This is a genomic window from Rhodoferax sp. ZS1R8, assembly GCF_056521325.1.
Genome location: NZ_JBWMBA010000002.1, coordinates 956,968 through 973,804 on the forward strand (window position 1 = coordinate 956,968; position 16,837 = coordinate 973,804).

The following is a 16,837-nucleotide window of genomic DNA, read 5'->3' on the forward strand; positions in this document are numbered from 1 at the left end:
TAGAGAATGAACGTTGTTTTGACAATTATTTTGACGGTTCAAATGTTGGCAGCCCTGTCCATGATCGGACTGATACTGGTGCAACATGGCAAGGGCGCTGACATGGGTGCGGCTTTCGGCAGTGGCGGTTCGGGAAGCCTGTTTGGCGCCAGCGGCAGTGCCAATTTCCTGTCCCGCGCGACCGCGGTAACCGCTACGATTTTCTTTGTTTGCACATTGGCGCTGGCTTATTTCGGCAACCTGCGCACGGCCACGTCCAGCAGCGTTCTGGAAAGCACTGCAGTAGTGGCACCCGCTGCTGAGCAGGCGGCCCCTGCCCCCGCGGTTGCAGCCTCGGGCGTTGGGCAGATTCCCGCCAAGTAAAGCCTTGTATCCCTGTTTTAATTGCCTTGCCCCCAAGGGGCGAGGGGTAAATTCAGGGTAAACTCTATGCTTGTCTGAAAAGCGAAATACCTCCGGGTTCCTCATGCAACGCAGACGCATATAAAAGCCGCCGTCGTGGTGAAATTGGTAGACACGCTATCTTGAGGGGGTAGTGGCGAGAGCTGTGCGAGTTCGAGTCTCGCCGACGGCACCAAATTGGTATATGACCTGCTGGCAATCTAGCCAGGTCTGAAGCGGTGATAAGAAAAGCACAAGATGAACCTCGATCAATATCTTCCTGCACTCTTGTTCATCTTGGTTGGTATCGGCATCGGTGTTGCACCGCAGGCCATCGGCTACATCCTAGGCCCCAACAAGCCGGACCAGGCAAAAAACTCCCCGTACGAATGTGGCTTCGAAGCGTTTGAAGACGCACGCATGAAGTTTGACGTTCGCTATTACCTGATCGCGATTCTGTTCATCCTGTTCGACTTGGAGACTGCGTTTTTGTTTCCTTGGGCTGTTGCGCTCAAAGAATTGGGTTTGTTCGGCTTCTTGATCGGTGTCGAGTTCGTTGGCGTGCTGACCATCGGCTTTGTGTACATGTGGAAGAAGGGTGCCCTTGACTGGGAGTAACAAATGATTGAAGGTGTACTAAAAGAAGGTTTTGTCACCACCAGTTACGACTCGGTGATGAACTGGGCTCGGACCGGCTCGGTATGGCCCATGACATTCGGCTTGGCATGCTGCGCCGTCGAGATGATGCATTCGGCAACCGCGCGCTACGACTTGGCTCGATTCGGCGCCGAGGTCTTCCGCGCCAGTCCCCGCCAGTCCGATTTGATGATCGTTGCCGGTACGCTGACCAATAAGATGGCTCCTGCATTCCGCAAGGTGTATGACCAGATGTCTGAGCCACGCCGTGTCATCAGCATGGGTTCGTGTGCCAATGGTGGTGGCTACTACCACTACAGCTATTCTGTGGTGCGCGGCTGCGACCGCATCGTGCCCGTCGACGTATACGTACCTGGCTGTCCGCCGACGGCCGAGGCTCTGATCTACGGCATCATGCAACTGCAACTCAAGATTCGCCGCACTGAAACCATCGCGCGGGCCTGAAGGGTTTATGACAACATTTTCCGTAACGCCTGAGACCACTCAGGCGGCCGTTCTTGCGGCCTTGGGTGACAGACTGAAGCGCAGCTCCATCTCCCTTGGGGAGGTCGAGGCCGTGGTGTCTGCTGATGACTACCATGCAGCGGCGCAGATGCTACGTGATGCACCGGGCTGCAAATTCGAGCAGCTGATGGATCTGTGCGGAGTGGACTATTCTGAATACAGGGGCGGTGCCTACGATGGGCCGCGTTTCTGCGTGGTCATCCAATTGCTGTCCGTGAGCCTGAACCAGCGTTTGCGCCTCAAGGTGTTTGCAACGGACGACACCATGCCTATTCTGAAATCTCTGACCGATGTGTGGGCCGCAGCCGATTGGTACGAGCGTGAGGCTTTCGATCTGTTTGGCATCATGTTTGATGGCCACAGTGACCTGCGTCGCATCTTGACGGACTACGGTTTCATTGGCCATCCATTCCGAAAAGACTTTCCCACCAGTGGTTACGTGGAAATGCGTTATGACGCCGAGCAGGCCCGTGTTGTGTACCAGCCGGTCACTATCGAAAGCCGAGAGATTACGCCACGGATCATTCGTGAAGACAACTATGGGGGCCTTAACTAGGTTTGATCCATGGCTGAAATAAAAAACTACACCCTCAATTTCGGACCGCAGCACCCTGCGGCACACGGCGTGTTGCGCTTGGTGCTGGAGTTAGACGGCGAAGTGATCCAGCGGGCCGATCCGCACATCGGTAATCTGCACCGCGCCACGGAGAAGCTAGCCGAAACCAAGACCTATATTCAGAGCCTGCCCTACATGGACCGCCTGGACTATGTGTCCATGATGTGCAGCGAGCACGCCTATTGCCTGGCCTTGGAGCGGATGCTGGGCATTGAGGTGCCCATCCGCGCGCAGTACATCCGCGTTATGTACGCCGAAATCACGCGCTTGCTGAACCACCTGATGTACCTCGGTTCGCACGGTAATGATTGCGGAAGCTCCACCATCCTCATCTACACCTTTCGTGAACGCGAAGACCTGTTTGACATGTACGAAGCGGCCAGTGGTGCCCGTATGCACGCGGCCTATATCCGCCCAGGTGGCGTGTACCGCGACCTGCCGGACACCATGAATCAGCATAAGGCCAGCAAGGTTCGCAACGCCAAGGCCGTTGAGGCGCTCAATCGAAATCGCAAGGGGTCCTTATTGGACTTCATTGATGACTTCACCCAGCGCTTCCCCAAGTGCCTGGAGGAGTACCACACACTGCTGACGGAAAATCGCATCTGGAAGCAACGCTGTGTGGGTATCAGTCCGGTGACGCCCGAGCGCGCGTTGAACTTGGGTTTTACCGGTGCCATGCTGCGTGCGACCGGCCTTGCCTGGGATTTGCGCAAGCAGCAGCCCTATGACGTCTACGACAAGCTGGATTTTGATATCCCCGTTGGCAACACGGGAGACGTGTACGACCGTTACCTCGTCCGCATGGAAGAGATGAAGCAATCCAACCGCATCATCAAGCAGTGCGTGGATTGGCTGCGCGTCAACCCCGGCCCGGTAATCACCGACAACCACAAGGTGGCCCCGCCGTCACGCGAATCCATGAAGACCAGCATGGAAGAGCTGATCCACCATTTCAAGCTCTTCACGGAGGGCTTCCACGTGCCCGAAGGTGAGGCATATGCGGCTGTGGAGCACCCCAAGGGCGAGTTCGGCGTCTACATCATCAGTGAAGGTGCCAACAAGCCCTATCGGTTGAAGATCCGTGCGCCTGGTTTTCCGCACTTGGCGGGTCTCAATGAACTGGCCAAGGGCCACATGATTGCCGATGTGGTGTCCATCATCGGTACCCTGGATATCGTTTTTGGAGAGATTGATCGATGATCTCTGAATCTACCAAGGCACGCTTTGCCAAAGAAGTAGCAAAGTACCCGGCTGAGCAGGCCCAATCTGCGGTGATGGCCTGTTTGGCCATCGTGCAGCAAGAACTGGGATACGTGAGTACCGACAGCGAAGCCGAAGTTGCGCAATACCTGGGCATGGCGCCCATGGCCGTGCACGAAGTCACGACGTTTTACAACATGTACAACCAGCGTCCCGTTGGAAAGTACAAGCTGAATGTGTGCACCAATCTGCCGTGCCAGTTGCGCGAAGGCCAGAGCACGCTGCAGTATCTTGAAACCAAGCTCGGTATCGCCATGGGGCAGACCACGGCAGACGGCATGTTCACACTGCAGCAGAGCGAGTGCCTGGGCGCGTGCGCCGACTCTCCAGTCATGCTGGTCAATGACCGCTCCATGTGCAGCTTCATGACACCTGAGAAGCTGGACCAGTTGGTGGACGGCTTGCGGGCGGTGGAGAACAAATGATGACGGCCCAGCATATGCTTTCCCAGTTTCGCGCCACAGGCGTGCAGACCTGTTTCCATGACCGCCACATCAATCCGCAAATTTTTGCAGGTTTGAATGGTGCGAACTGGCGTTTGAAGGATTACGAAGCGCGCGGTGGCTACCAGGCGCTGCGCAAGGTTTTGGGTATCGGCGGTGGCGAGCCCATGACACAAGACCAGGTCATTGCAACGGTTAAGGAATCCGCCCTGCGCGGACGTGGTGGTGCCGGCTTCCCGACCGGTTTGAAGTGGAGCTTCATGCCCCGCCAGTTCCCCGGCCAGAAGTACCTGGTCTGCAATTCTGACGAGGGTGAGCCCGGCACGTGCAAAGACCGTGACATCATGGAGTTCAACCCCCATATCGTGATCGAAGGCATGGCCATTGCCGCCTTTGCGATGGGTATAACGGTGGGCTACAATTACATCCACGGCGAAATTTTCTCGACCTACGATAGGTTTGAAGAAGCATTGGAAGAAGCGCGTGCAGTCGGCCTGTTAGGCAACAATATCCTGGGCAGCAACTTCAGCTTCCAGTTGCATGCAGCCCATGGCTTTGGTGCCTACATCTGCGGCGAAGAAACTGCTTTGCTGGAATCGCTGGAAGGCAAAAAAGGCCAGCCCCGCTTCAAGCCCCCGTTCCCAGCCAGTTTTGGCCTGTACGGCAAGCCGACCACCATCAACAACACCGAAACCTTTGCAGCAGTCCCCTGGATCATCCGCAATGGTGGCCAGGCCTATCTGGAATGCGGCAAGCCCAACAACGGCGGAACCAAGATCTATTCGGTCAGCGGTGATGTCGAAATGCCGGGCAACTTTGAAGTACCCATGGGTACGCCATTCTCCAAATTGCTGGAACTGGCGGGTGGCGTTCGCGCCGGCCGCACGCTGAAGGCGGTCATCCCGGGCGGATCCTCGTCACCCATCCTGCCCGCATCCATCATGATGGACTGCACGATGGACTACGACTCCATTGCCAAGGCCGGCTCCATGCTGGGTTCCGGCGCGGTCATCGTGCTGGACGACAGCCGTTGCATGGTCAAGAGCCTGCAGCGCCTGAGCTACTTCTACATGCACGAGTCCTGTGGCCAGTGCACACCCTGCCGTGAAGGCACCGGTTGGTTGTCACGCGTGGTGGACCGTATTGAAACCGGCCATGGCCGGCCTGCCGATATGGACCTTCTGGACAGCGTGGCCAATGACATCATGGGCCGCACGATCTGTGCGTTGGGCGATGCGGCAGCGATGCCGGTGCGCGCCATGATCAAGCACTTCCGGCACGAATTTGAGCACCACGTCACGCACAAGACCTGCATGGTCCCCGCGTACGTTTGAGCGAGTAATACATGATAGAAATCGAACTCGACGGTAAGAAGGTTGACATTGTCGAAGGCAGCATGATCATGCATGCGGCCGAGAAGGCAGGCACCTATATTCCCCATTTCTGTTACCACAAGAAGCTCAGCATTGCGGCCAATTGCCGCATGTGCCTGGTCGATGTGGAGAAGATGCCCAAGCCCATGCCGGCGTGTGCGACCCCCGTTACACAGGGCATGATCGTCCGCACCAAGAGCGACAAGGCGATCAAGGCACAAAAGTCCGTCATGGAGTTTTTGCTGATCAACCACCCGCTGGACTGCCCCATTTGCGACCAGGGCGGTGAGTGTCAGCTGCAGGATTTGGCCGTGGGTTATGGCGGCTCCTCGTCGCGCTACGAAGAAGAGAAGCGCGTCGTGTTCCACAAGGATGTAGGCCCGCTGATTTCCATGGAAGAGATGAGCCGTTGCATTCACTGCACGCGCTGCGTGCGCTTTGGCCAGGAGATTGCCGGCGCCATGGAGTTGGGCATGTCGCACCGGGGCGAGCACGCCGAAATAGAGGCCTTTGTTGGCCTCTCGGTGGATTCTGAACTTTCGGGCAACATGATCGACATTTGCCCCGTTGGCGCGTTGACCAGCAAGCCATTCCGTTACAGCGCCCGCACCTGGGAACTGTCGCGCCGTAAGTCTGTCAGCCCCCATGACTCCACGGGAACCAACCTCGTGATCCAGGTGAAGAACAACACCGTGATGCGGGTTGTGCCACTGGAAAACGAAGCGGTCAACGAATGCTGGATTGCCGACCGTGATCGCTTCTCCTACGAGGCGTTGAACGGCCCCGAGCGGCTCGCCGCGCCCATGCTGAAGCAGGGTGGTGTATGGAAGAGTGTCGATTGGCAGACCGCACTGGAATATGTGGCCCATGGCCTCCAGGGCATCAAGGCCTCCCATGGCGCTGCGTCTATCGGCGCCCTGGTCAGCCCCCACAGCACGCTGGAAGAGCTGTATCTGGCCGGTGCACTGGTGCGTGGCCTGGGCAGCGAGAATATTGACTACCGTCTGCGCAATGCTGACTTTGCCGCCAGCCAGGACGGCGTCCGTTACCTGGGTATGCCTATTGCAGAGCTGTCCAACTTGGAGCGCGTGCTGGTCGTTGGCTCCAACCTGCGCAAAGACCATCCACTGTTTGCCCAACGTATTCGCCAAGCAAACAAGCGCGGATGTGTGGTCAACGTGGTCAACGCAAAGTCTGCCGATTGGGCCATGCCCATCCGCAACAGCGTCTTGGTTCCTGCAGCCCAATGGGTGCAGGCCTTGGCCGATATCGCGTCGGTCATCGCGGCAGAGAAGGGCGTTCCTGCCCCTCTGAGCGGTCAGGCTACTGACGCGGCAAAAAGCATCGCCCAGTCCTTGTTGGGCGGCGAACGGAAAGCCATTTTGTTGGGCAATGCCGCGGCGCACCATGCACAAGCTGGTCAACTTTTGGCCCTTGCCAACTGGATTGGTACGCAAACGGGTGCAGCTTTCGGCTACCTGACCGAAGCTGCGAATACCGTCGGCGCCCAACTGGCAGGCGCTATGCCCGGTGCCAAGGGCCTGAACGCTGGGCAAATGCTGTCGGGTGGCCTGAAGGCGGCTATCCTGCTGAACAACGAACCGGAGTTCGACTCGGCCGCTGGTTCCGCAGCTGTGTCGGCGCTGAAGCAGTGCGAGATGGTTGTAACGTTGAGCCCATTCCAGGCCAATATGGAATGCAGCGATGTGTTGCTACCGATTGCTCCCTTCACAGAAACGCCAGGTACCTTTGTCAGCGCCGAAGGGCGGGTGCAAAGCTTCTATGCCGTCGCCAAGCCCCTGGGTGAGACCCGTCCCGCGTGGAAGGTGTTGCGGGCCTTGGCCAATATCCTGAATCTGCCCGGGTTTGAATTTGAGTCTGCGCAAGAGGTTTTGCAGCACATGCATGCCGACAACGCGGGTGGTGCGCCCGGCCAAGTACCAGCGAACCGCCTGAGTAACAGCTGCGCGCTGCAAGCGCCTGCGGCAGCAGCGGACGTGGAGCCTTGTGTGGCCAGCATCTACCAGTTGGACAGCATTGTTCGGCGTGCGCCGTCCTTGCAGCTGACTGCGGACGGCCGCGCTGGCGCCAACCAGGCCGAAGCAGTCCAGGAGGTGTTGGCATGATCGACGCGCTCTACAACTTTGGCTTGGGACTCGTTGCCGGGCAGTGGTGGACGGATCTGGCGTGGCCCATCGTCTGGGCGTTGATCAAGATTCTTGCAATCGTGCTTCCGCTCATGGGCGTTATTGCCTACACGACGCTGTGGGAGCGCAAATTGCTGGGTTACATGCAAGTGCGCCATGGCCCCAATCGCGTAGGACCTTTTGGCTTGCTGCAGCCTATTGCTGACGCATTGAAGTTGTTGACCAAGGAAATCCTGGTTCCGACCGCCGCCAACAAGGGCCTGTACTTTTTGGGTCCTGTGATGACGATCACACCGGCTTTGGCTGCGTGGACTGTGATTCCGTTTGGCCCCGAAGTGGCCTTGTCGAATATCAATGCCGGGCTGCTGTTTTTGATGGCGATTGCAGGGATGGAAGTCTACGGGATCATTATTTCCGGTTGGGCTTCAAATTCCAAGTACGCTTTTCTGGGCGCGATGCGTGCTTCCGCGCAAATGGTCAGCTATGAGATCGCGATGGGCTTTTGCTTTGTGGTCGTCCTGATGGTGTCGTCCAGCATGAACATGACGGACATCGTGATGGGTCAAGGCCAGGGCCATTTCGCAAGCATGGGGTTGACCTTCCTGTCCTGGAATTGGTTGCCCTTGCTGCCAATCTTTGTCGTCTATGTGATATCGAGCATGGCCGAGACCAACCGCCACCCCTTTGACGTAGTCGAGGGTGAAGCGGAAATTGTTGCGGGCCACATGGTCGAGTATTCCGGCATGTCTTTCGCGATGTTCCAGTTGGCGGAATATGCCAATTTCTATCTGGTGTCGTTGCTGGGTACCCTGCTGTTCCTCGGTGGTTGGATGTCGCCCATTGACACCCCGCTGCTGAACTGGATTCCCGGCTGGATCTGGTTGGGTCTCAAGGCCTTCATGTTCATGTCGTTCTTCATCTGGGTGCGCGCAACGTTTCCGCGTTTTCGCTATGACCAGATCATGCGCTTAGGTTGGAAAGTGTTCATTCCAGTGACCTTGGTCTGGCTGCTCGTGATTGGCGCCTGGATGCAATTGCCCGCCCCCTACAACATCTGGAAATAACGGTCTCATCTATGTCTTCAAATACCGTTGCTCATAAGCCGTTGGCGTTTTCGCTAAAGGATTTTCTGTCCAGCTTTGTGATGTGGGAACTTCTGAAGGGCTTGGCCCTGACAGGCCGCTATGCTTTCCGTCGCAAGGTCACGCTCCAGTACCCAGAGGAGAAGACGCCACTGTCGCCACGTTTTCGTGGCCTACACGCGTTGCGCCGTTATGAAAACGGCGAAGAGCGTTGTATTGCCTGCAAACTTTGCGAAGCCGTGTGCCCAGCCATGGCCATCACCATCGAGTCGGAAATGCGTGACGACGGTTCGCGCCGGACGACCCGCTACGACATCGACCTGAACAAGTGCATCTACTGCGGCTTCTGCGAAGAGAGCTGCCCGGTGGACTCCATTGTGGAAACCCAAATTTTTGAGTACCACGGCGAGTCCCGCGCTGACCTGTACTTCACCAAGGACATGCTGCTGGCCGTAGGCGACCGTTATGAGACCCAGATCGCGGCCAATCGCCAGATCGACGCCAAGTACCGCTGACTCTCGCAAGAAAGAATTTGAATCATGAGTGTCACGACTGGTCTGTTTTATGCGTTTTCCGCGATCATGCTGTTTGCAGCATTTCGCGTGATCACGGCCCGCAATCCGATACATGCCGTTCTGTTTTTGGTGCTGACGTTCTTCCAGGCGTCGATGATCTGGATGCTGCTCAAGGCGGAGTTCCTGTCCATCACACTGGTGCTGGTCTATGTTGGTGCGGTGATGGTGTTGTTCCTGTTCGTGGTGATGATGATGGATGTCAACATCGAGAATTTGCGCCGCGGATTTTGGAAGCAGTTTCCGATGGCGGCTTTTATCGGCGTTGTCATTGCCTTGGAAATGTCCGCTGTGTTGATGGGTGGTTTTCCAAAAGTGGATGAGCCGGGTGCTGCAGTGCAGGCCGTTGTAGGCGCATCGAACACCAAAGAACTGGGCAAACTGCTGTACACGCAATACCTTTACCCGCTGGAAGTTGCAGCTGCCATTCTGTTGGTGGCCATGATTGCGGCGATTGCGCTGACGTTGCGCGCACGCAAGGACTCTAGATTCATCAGTGTGTCGGACCAGGTGCGCGTCAAAGCAAAGGATCGCCTCTCTGTGGTCAAGTACGCGGCGACCCAAGTGGCGCCTGTGACCCCCGCTGCTCCAGAGGAGAAAAAAGCATGATCCTGACACTTGGACACTTTCTGTCGCTGGGCGCCATCCTGTTTGCACTGTCTGTCGTGGGCATTTTCCTGAACCGTCGCAACCTCATCGTGCTGTTGATGGCAATTGAACTGATGCTCTTGGCGGTGAACACCAATTTCATCGCGTTCTCGCATTACTTGCACGATATGCATGGCCAGATCTTCGTATTCTTCATCTTGACAGTGGCGGCCGCCGAGTCCGCTATTGGCTTGGCGATTTTGGTGCTGCTGTTTCGCAACAAGTCCAGCATCAGCGTGGACGAACTCAATACGCTCAAGGGTTAGATCTACATGTACCCCCACGCTTCTCACTTCGTGTATTTGCTGCCCCCCGATGGGGCACATCCCGCCCTTGGGGCGGCCCTTCGGGCGGTCTAACATATGAGTCAAACCCTTTCTGCTTCTACCTTGCTGTGGGTGCCTCTGGCACCGCTCGTGGGCTCCATCCTGGCCGGCGTGCTGGGAACGCAGTTTGGTGGCAACGTGATCGGCCGCCGGGCCAGCCACTCCATCACCATTTTGGGCGTGTTGATCGCCTTCATTGTTTCGGCCATGACGCTGAAGTCGGTCGCCGTAGACGGCGCTCGCTTGAACGAAACCCTCTACACCTGGATGGTCGTCGGCGGCCTGAAGATGGAGATCGGCTTTCTGGTCGATGGCCTAACCGCCATGATGATGTGCGTAGTCACCTTTGTGTCGCTGATGGTCCACTTGTACACCATTGGCTACATGGAAGAAGACGAAGGCTACAACCGCTTCTTCTCCTACATCTCGCTGTTCACCTTTTCCATGTTGATGCTGGTCATGAGCAACAACATGCTCCAGTTGTTCTTTGGCTGGGAAGCCGTGGGCTTGGTGTCCTATCTGTTGATTGGTTTCTGGTTTAACAAGCCAACAGCCATCTTCGCCAACATGAAGGCGTTTCTGGTCAACCGCGTAGGCGACTTTGGTTTCATCCTCGGCATCGGGTTGATCGCGGCATACGCTGGCACGCTGAACTACACCGAAGCATTTGCGAAGTCTGCCGAGTTGGCTGCGCTGACCCTGCCTGGCACCGAGTGGATGCTGATCACCGTCATCTGCATCTGCCTGTTCATTGGCGCCATGGGCAAATCTGCGCAGTTCCCATTACACGTGTGGTTGCCTGATTCCATGGAAGGTCCCACACCGATCTCTGCGCTGATCCATGCGGCCACGATGGTGACCGCCGGTATCTTCATGGTGACGCGCATGTCGCCGTTGTTTGAGCTCAGCGACACTGCCCTGAGTTTCATCATGGTGATCGGTGCGATTACCGCTTTGTTCATGGGTTTCCTGGGCATCATCCAGAACGACATCAAACGCGTGGTTGCGTATTCCACGCTGTCGCAGTTGGGCTATATGACCGTGGCGCTGGGGGCATCAGCCTACTCCGTGGCAGTCTTCCATTTGATGACACACGCCTTCTTCAAGGCTTTGCTGTTCCTCGGTGCTGGCTCGGTGATCATGGGCTGCCACCACAACCAGGACATCCGCTGGATGGGTGGACTGCGCAAGTACATGCCCATTACTTGGATCACATCCTTGCTGGGTTCGCTCGCACTGATCGGTACGCCGCTGTTTTCTGGTTTTTATTCCAAAGACAGCATCATCGAAGCGGTGATGGAGAGCCATTTGCCCGGCGCCAGCTTTGCGAAGTTTGCTGTGTTGGCCGGTGTCTTTGTGACTGCGTTTTACTCCTTCCGTATGTACTTCCTGGTGTTCCATGGCAAAGAGCGTTTTGACCAGAATCCGGACGCGCACCATGATGATGCCCATGCTGAGCCGGATCCGCACCACCACCACGATGACCACCACGTGCCACACGAGTCTCCATGGGTTGTGACCGTGCCACTGGTGGTGTTGGCCATTCCATCGGTGTTTATCGGCTATCTGACGATCGACGCCATGCTGTACGGTGAGTTCTTCAAAGACTCCATCACCGTCAACACCGCGTTGCACCCGGCCATGAAAGAGTTGGAAGAGATGTTCCACGGCCCGTGGGCCATGGCCATCCATGCGTTGACCAGCTTGCCGCTGTTGCTGGCTGCTGCTGGCGTGGCGCTGTCGTACGTCTTTTACATGCTCAAGCCCGAGTGGCCTGCAGCTATCAAGAAGACGTTCATGCCAGTGTTCAACCTGCTCGAAAACAAGTACTACCTTGATTGGATCAACGAAAACATCCTCGCCCGCGGCGCACGCGCGCTGGGCACCGGTTTGTGGAAGGGTGGAGACCAGGCCATCATTGATGGCACGTTTGTGAATGGATCCTGGAAGTTAGTGGGCTGGATCTCCGGGGCAGTGCGCAAGCTGCAGACCGGCTTCCTGTACCACTACGCCCTGGTGATGATTTTGGGCATTTTTGTGCTCATGACGTACTTTGTTTGGCTCAAGTAGGAGAAGAAGAAAATGGGATTGTTGAGCCTGGCGATTTGGACGCCTATCGCGTTCGGTCTGGTCTTGCTGGCGCTGGGGCGTGATGAGCAGGCAGGTGCCGTGCGCTGGCTTGCCTTGGTTGGTGCGGTGGTCAGTTTCCTGGTTACATTGCCTCTGTACACCCACTTTGATACGTCGACAGCTGCAATGCAATTCGTCGAAAACGTCGCGTGGATCGACCGTTTCAATGTCAAGTACCACCTTGGAGTGGACGGTATCTCGCTGTGGTTTGTGCTGTTGACGGCCTTTATCAACGTGGTAGTCGTCATTGCTGGCTGGGAAGTCATCACGCGCCGCGTCAACCAGTACATGGCCGCGTTTTTGATTCTCAGCGGTCTGATGATTGGCGTGTTTTCCACGTTAGATGGCCTGTTGTTCTACGTGTTCTTCGAAGCCACGTTGATCCCGATGTACCTCATCATCGGCATCTGGGGTGGGCCGAACAAGATTTACGCTGCTTTCAAGTTCTTCCTGTATACGCTGCTGGGTTCGCTGCTGATGCTGTTGGCCCTGATCTTCCTGTACACCAAGTCCGGGGGCAGTTTTGATTTGGCGACCTGGCATGCCCTGCGCCTGGATAGCAGCAGCCAGACCCTATTGTTCTTTGCGTTCTTCGCGGCGTTTGCGGTCAAGGTGCCGATGTGGCCCGTCCACACCTGGTTGCCCGACGTGCACGTGGAAGCGCCGACGGGCGGTTCTGCCGTGCTGGCCGCCATCATGCTGAAGTTGGGCGCCTACGGTTTCCTGCGCTTCTCATTGCCCATCGCGCCAGATGCTGCGCACGAGTGGGCGTGGTTGATGATTGCACTGTCGCTGACCGCTGTTGTGTATGTGGGGCTGGTGGCCATGGTCCAGCAGGATATGAAGAAGCTGGTGGCCTATTCATCGGTCGCGCACATGGGTTTTGTGACACTTGGCTTCTTCATCTTTATTGACCTGGGCATGTCTGGTGGTCTGGTGCAAATGATTGCCCACGGCTTTGTGTCTGGCGCGATGTTCCTGTCTATCGGCGTGCTGTATGACCGTGTGCATTCGCGTGAAATTTCCAGCTACGGTGGCGTCGTCAATACCATGCCCAAGTTCGCAGCCTTTGCACTGTTCTTCTCCATGGCCAACTGCGGCCTGCCTGGCACTGCAGGCTTCGTCGGTGAATGGATGGTCATACTGGCGGCCGTCAAATTCAACTTCTGGATTGGCTTTGCCGCAGCCTCTGCACTGGTTTTTGGTGCGGCATATACGCTGTGGATGTTCAAGCGCGTCTACCTGGGGCCTGTGACCAATGACGACGTCAAGGGGTTGAAGGACATCAACGCACGCGAGTTCTTGACCATGGCCCTGCTGGCGGCCGCTGTGCTGTGGATGGGGGTCTATCCCAAGCCGTTTACCGATGTCATGGACCCCTCGGTCGCGCAACTGCTCAAGCATGTTGCGACTTCCAAGTTGTGAACTGATCAAACTGAATTGAGAGACGAAAGATGATTGACAAAATCAGTTGGATCGCGGTTTTGCCCGATTTGGTCTTGCTTACGATGGCTTGTGTCATCGCCTTGATGGACCTGGGCGTCAAGAGCGCCATGCGCGGAAAAACGTATGCCGTCACGCTGTTGACACTGGCGGTTGTAGCCTATCTGCAAGCCGATATTGCGCTCAGCGGTGAGACTCTGTATGGCTTTGGCAACATGGTCGTTAGTGATTCCATGGGTAACTGGCTCAAGGTTTTTGCGACCGTGTCTGTCATGGTGACGTTGGTCTATGCGCGTCCGTATTCTGCCCACCGCGGCATGCTGCGCGGCGGCGAGCTGTTTACGCTCAGTATGTTTGCGCTGCTGGGCATGTCGGTGATGATCTCCGGCAACAACTTGCTGGTGCTCTACATGGGCCTGGAGCTTTTGACGCTGTCAAGCTACGCACTGGTCGCCTTGCGCCGCGACAACGCAACTGCCACCGAAGCCGCGATGAAATACTTCGTGCTCGGCGCCATGGCGTCAGGCTTCCTGCTGTATGGCATGTCGATGCTGTACGGTGCGACAGGCTCGTTAGACATTACGGCCATCTTCAAGGCTATTGCGTCGAATCAAGTCCGCCACCAGGTTCTGGTGTTTGGTCTGGTCTTCATTGTTGCGGGTCTGGCTTTCAAATTGGGCGCTGTGCCATTCCACATGTGGATTCCCGACGTCTACCAGGGCGCTCCCACTGCCATCACACTGATGATTGGCGGTGCTCCCAAGCTGGCAGCGTTTGCAATGACGATGCGCCTGTTGGTCGAGGGCATGTTGCCACTGGCCCTGGATTGGCAGCAAATGCTGCTGATGCTCGCGGTAGGATCCTTGCTGATCGGCAACCTTGCCGCCATCGCGCAGACCAACGTGAAGCGCATGCTGGCGTTTTCCACGATTTCACAAATGGGCTTTGTGCTGTTGGGCGTCATGTCTGGCGTGGTCAGCGGCGATTCGCTGAGCTTCACCGCAAATGCGTACAGCTCTGCGATGTTCTATGTCATCGCCTACGTGCTGACCACGTTGGCCAGCTTCGGCATCCTGTTGCTGTTGTCGCAAGAAGGTTTTGAGACGGAAGAGATTGCAGACCTGGCAGGCCTGAACCAGCGTAGCCCTTTGTATGCTGGTGTCATGGCCATTTGCTTACTCTCGCTGATGGGTATTCCGCCACTGGTTGGCTTTTACGCCAAGCTGGCTGTATTGCAGGCGCTGGTGGCTTCGGGCCAGGCCTTCCACATGGGCATCGCAGTTTTTGCGGTCATCATGTCGTTGATCGGCGCCTTCTATTACTTGCGTGTCATCAAGGTCATGTATTTTGATGAACCTATCACGGCCAGTAGTGTCGTGGCCCCGCTGGATGTCCGTCTGGTGTTGTGCGTCAATGGCGCGTTGGTGCTGGTTCTTGGTATGTTTCCCGGTGGCTTACTGCTGCTGTGTGGCAACGCCATTCGCAAGATGCTGGGCACTTGACCAACCTGCTAGAGACCCGTAGCTCCAGCCAAGAGGTCTACCAAGGCCACTTCCTGCACGTCCTCAAAGATACGGTAACGCTGCCAGACGGTAGTAGCGCCGTGCGCGAATATGTCGTGCACCCCGGGGCGGTCATGGTCGTCCCGCTGTTGGCAGACGCTGACGGTGGTCTGCTGGTGGTGCTGGAGCGCCAGTTTCGCTACCCCATAGGGCAGGTCATGGTGGAGTTCCCGGCTGGTAAGCTGGACCCGGGCGAACCGTCGTTAGCCTGTGCGCAGCGCGAACTGCTGGAAGAGACCGGCTACTCCGCACGACAGTGGGCACGGGCAGGGCAGTTGCATCCGACGATCGCCTACTCCAACGAGCACATCGACATCTGGTTCGCCCGCGGCTTGAGCCTGGGCGAGCGCCGCCTCGATGTCGGTGAGTTCCTGGATGTGTTCACCGCTACACCTGGGGAGCTGCTGGGCTGGTGTGCAGATGGCACCGTCACCGACGCCAAAACCCTGACCGGCACCCTGTGGCTGCAAAACGTGCTGAGTGGCGCCTGGTCACTGGACTGGCAAACCGTTGCATGAAAGTGCTGGACCTGCAATGCGCGCTGGGCCACGTCTTCGAAGGTTGGTTTGCGTCGGAGGCCGATTTTGTGAGCCAAAAGGAGAGGTCGCTGGTGCAGTGTCCGGTGTGCGGGGATCCCTCCGTCGTCAAGAAGTTGAGCGCACCGCGGCTGTCACTGTCGAACCTGCGGGCAAACCCGTCCGAACGCGAGGGTAAATCGGTGGAAGCCCTGGCGCCTTCCGCGCAAGCAACGGTTGCGCCCGTGGACGCGTTGCTGGCCTTCGCGCACCGTGTGCTGGCCCAGACCACTGACGTGGGCAGCCAGTTTGCGGAAGAGGCACGCAAGATGCACTACGGCGAGACGCAAGCACAGAGTATTCGCGGCACCGCCACGGTGGAGGAAACCCACGCGCTGGTGGACGAAGGTATCGACGTGCTGGCTGTTCCGCTGCCCGCCTCGCTAAAGGGGCCGTTGCAATAGTGGTTGTGGCAGCAGCGTCAGCAGGCCCTAGGCCGAGATGTTGACAATACGCCCGGTGGTCTGACCCTGACTGTTGACCACGGGCGCTGCCTTGGCGACCGTTTTGAGCGGGTTACCACGTTGAGCCCGCTCCTCACCGCTCGCGTTGTATAGCTGCTCAATGAATTTTTGCACCTTCAGCGGTACTTCAGACGTGCTGTTGGCCCTGGGCGCGGAGTAGGTGGGCTCTTCTCGCTGGTTGCGGTCAGAAAGTTTGCGGACATTTTCCTGGCTTCTGCTGGCTTTGCGTTCTGCATCGTCCGCCTGCGCCCGTAAATCGCGTGCATTGGCTTCCGCCTGGTCGGCCTGGCGGCGTGCCTGCTCCAGTCGCGCCCGACCCTGCCTCGCCTGGATGGACGGCGTAGCGCTGTTGGTGGCGGTGATAGCAACCATGGCCAAGGCGGAAGAGGGGAATGCGGCCGTTAAGCCGTTACGTTCAGCATTCGCCCCGTCTGTTGGCCTTGCGCATTGATCACGGGCCTGGCCGGTGGTTGGGCCTCTTTGCGCGCCTCGGGCGTCTTGGGTTTGTTCTCGGGTTTGGGTTCGGGACGGGCTTCCGTGTTGCGCTTGGGAGCTGGTGCTGGTTGAACCGCTGGCTTGTTAACTACGTTGACATCCATGGTGAACTCCCGGGTGTGGATACGTTTATTTTACTGACGCACCACACCATTT

General features: G+C 57.2%; 19 protein-coding genes and 1 tRNA gene. 18 read left to right on the forward strand and 2 right to left on the reverse strand.

Annotated features, from left to right (window positions below; genetic code table 11):
- Nucleotides 1-6: 6 nt before the first annotated feature.
- From secG to AC097P_RS10510, 18 genes are all read left to right on the forward strand, one after another.
- Nucleotides 7-363, forward strand: a complete 357-nt coding sequence (secG, locus tag AC097P_RS10425) for a preprotein translocase subunit SecG (RefSeq protein ID WP_479610324.1) — start codon at nucleotides 7-9, stop codon at nucleotides 361-363.
- A 129-nt stretch (nucleotides 364-492) separates the two neighbouring features.
- Nucleotides 493-577: transfer RNA gene (locus tag AC097P_RS10430), tRNA-Leu, on the forward strand.
- Between the two features lie 62 nt (nucleotides 578-639).
- Nucleotides 640-999, forward strand: a complete 360-nt coding sequence (locus AC097P_RS10435; protein ID WP_479610325.1) for an NADH-quinone oxidoreductase subunit A — start codon at nucleotides 640-642, stop codon at nucleotides 997-999.
- Between the two features lie 3 nt (nucleotides 1,000-1,002).
- Nucleotides 1,003-1,482, forward strand: coding sequence for a NuoB/complex I 20 kDa subunit family protein (locus AC097P_RS10440; protein ID WP_209395246.1), 480 nt, complete (start codon nucleotides 1,003-1,005; stop codon nucleotides 1,480-1,482).
- 7 nt (nucleotides 1,483-1,489) lie between these two features.
- Nucleotides 1,490-2,098, forward strand: coding sequence for an NADH-quinone oxidoreductase subunit C (locus AC097P_RS10445; RefSeq protein WP_479610326.1), 609 nt, complete (start codon nucleotides 1,490-1,492; stop codon nucleotides 2,096-2,098).
- A 9-nt stretch (nucleotides 2,099-2,107) separates the two neighbouring features.
- On the forward strand, nucleotides 2,108-3,361 hold the full coding sequence (locus AC097P_RS10450) for an NADH-quinone oxidoreductase subunit D (protein WP_479610327.1): 1,254 nt from the start codon (nucleotides 2,108-2,110) through the stop codon (nucleotides 3,359-3,361).
- Nucleotides 3,358-3,846 carry an NADH-quinone oxidoreductase subunit NuoE gene (nuoE, locus tag AC097P_RS10455; RefSeq protein WP_479610328.1) on the forward strand — a complete coding sequence of 163 codons (489 nt, stop codon included), beginning with the start codon at nucleotides 3,358-3,360 and terminating at the stop codon, nucleotides 3,844-3,846. Before AC097P_RS10450 ends, nuoE begins: the two co-directional genes overlap by 4 nt.
- Nucleotides 3,843-5,198: an NADH-quinone oxidoreductase subunit NuoF gene (nuoF, locus tag AC097P_RS10460; protein WP_479610329.1), complete on the forward strand. Its 1,356-nt coding sequence runs from the start codon at nucleotides 3,843-3,845 to the stop codon at nucleotides 5,196-5,198. The genes nuoE and nuoF overlap by 4 nt, the downstream gene beginning before the upstream one ends.
- A gap of 11 nt (nucleotides 5,199-5,209) precedes the next feature.
- Nucleotides 5,210-7,363, forward strand: coding sequence for an NADH-quinone oxidoreductase subunit NuoG (gene nuoG, locus AC097P_RS10465; RefSeq protein WP_479610330.1), 2,154 nt, complete (start codon nucleotides 5,210-5,212; stop codon nucleotides 7,361-7,363).
- A complete protein-coding gene (gene nuoH / locus AC097P_RS10470; RefSeq protein ID WP_479610331.1) occupies nucleotides 7,360-8,448 on the forward strand; it encodes an NADH-quinone oxidoreductase subunit NuoH in 1,089 nt (362 codons plus the stop codon). The genes nuoG and nuoH overlap by 4 nt, the downstream gene beginning before the upstream one ends.
- An 11-nt stretch (nucleotides 8,449-8,459) precedes the next feature.
- Nucleotides 8,460-8,981, forward strand: a complete 522-nt coding sequence (gene nuoI, locus AC097P_RS10475; protein WP_479610332.1) for an NADH-quinone oxidoreductase subunit NuoI — start codon at nucleotides 8,460-8,462, stop codon at nucleotides 8,979-8,981.
- A 24-nt stretch (nucleotides 8,982-9,005) separates the two neighbouring features.
- Nucleotides 9,006-9,647: an NADH-quinone oxidoreductase subunit J gene (locus tag AC097P_RS10480; RefSeq protein WP_479610333.1), complete on the forward strand. Its 642-nt coding sequence runs from the start codon at nucleotides 9,006-9,008 to the stop codon at nucleotides 9,645-9,647.
- On the forward strand, nucleotides 9,644-9,952 hold the full coding sequence (gene nuoK, locus AC097P_RS10485) for an NADH-quinone oxidoreductase subunit NuoK (RefSeq protein WP_479610334.1): 309 nt from the start codon (nucleotides 9,644-9,646) through the stop codon (nucleotides 9,950-9,952). Before AC097P_RS10480 ends, nuoK begins: the two co-directional genes overlap by 4 nt.
- A 96-nt stretch (nucleotides 9,953-10,048) precedes the next feature.
- A complete protein-coding gene (nuoL, locus tag AC097P_RS10490) occupies nucleotides 10,049-12,082 on the forward strand; it encodes an NADH-quinone oxidoreductase subunit L (RefSeq protein ID WP_479610335.1) in 2,034 nt (677 codons plus the stop codon).
- Between the two features lie 12 nt (nucleotides 12,083-12,094).
- Nucleotides 12,095-13,567 (forward strand): NADH-quinone oxidoreductase subunit M, encoded by a 1,473-nt coding sequence (locus AC097P_RS10495; RefSeq protein WP_479610336.1) that lies wholly within the window; start codon nucleotides 12,095-12,097, stop codon nucleotides 13,565-13,567.
- Nucleotides 13,568-13,596: 29 nt separating this feature from the next.
- Entirely contained in the window at nucleotides 13,597-15,087 is a 1,491-nt protein-coding gene (nuoN, locus tag AC097P_RS10500; protein ID WP_479610337.1) for an NADH-quinone oxidoreductase subunit NuoN, read from the forward strand.
- Nucleotides 15,084-15,665 carry an NUDIX domain-containing protein gene (locus AC097P_RS10505; RefSeq protein ID WP_479610338.1) on the forward strand — a complete coding sequence of 194 codons (582 nt, stop codon included), beginning with the start codon at nucleotides 15,084-15,086 and terminating at the stop codon, nucleotides 15,663-15,665. Before nuoN ends, AC097P_RS10505 begins: the two co-directional genes overlap by 4 nt.
- A complete protein-coding gene (locus AC097P_RS10510) occupies nucleotides 15,662-16,126 on the forward strand; it encodes a DUF1178 family protein (protein WP_479610339.1) in 465 nt (154 codons plus the stop codon). Before AC097P_RS10505 ends, AC097P_RS10510 begins: the two co-directional genes overlap by 4 nt.
- Nucleotides 16,127-16,153: 27 nt before the next feature.
- On the opposite strand, the gene AC097P_RS10515 is transcribed toward AC097P_RS10510, so the two are convergent.
- Together AC097P_RS10515 and AC097P_RS10520 are read right to left on the reverse strand one after the other, a co-directional pair.
- A complete protein-coding gene (locus AC097P_RS10515; protein ID WP_479610340.1) occupies nucleotides 16,154-16,558 on the reverse strand; it encodes a hypothetical protein in 405 nt (134 codons plus the stop codon).
- Between the two features lie 29 nt (nucleotides 16,559-16,587).
- Nucleotides 16,588-16,785, reverse strand: a complete 198-nt coding sequence (locus AC097P_RS10520; RefSeq protein ID WP_479610341.1) for a hypothetical protein — start codon at nucleotides 16,783-16,785, stop codon at nucleotides 16,588-16,590.
- Nucleotides 16,786-16,837 lie beyond the last annotated feature (52 nt).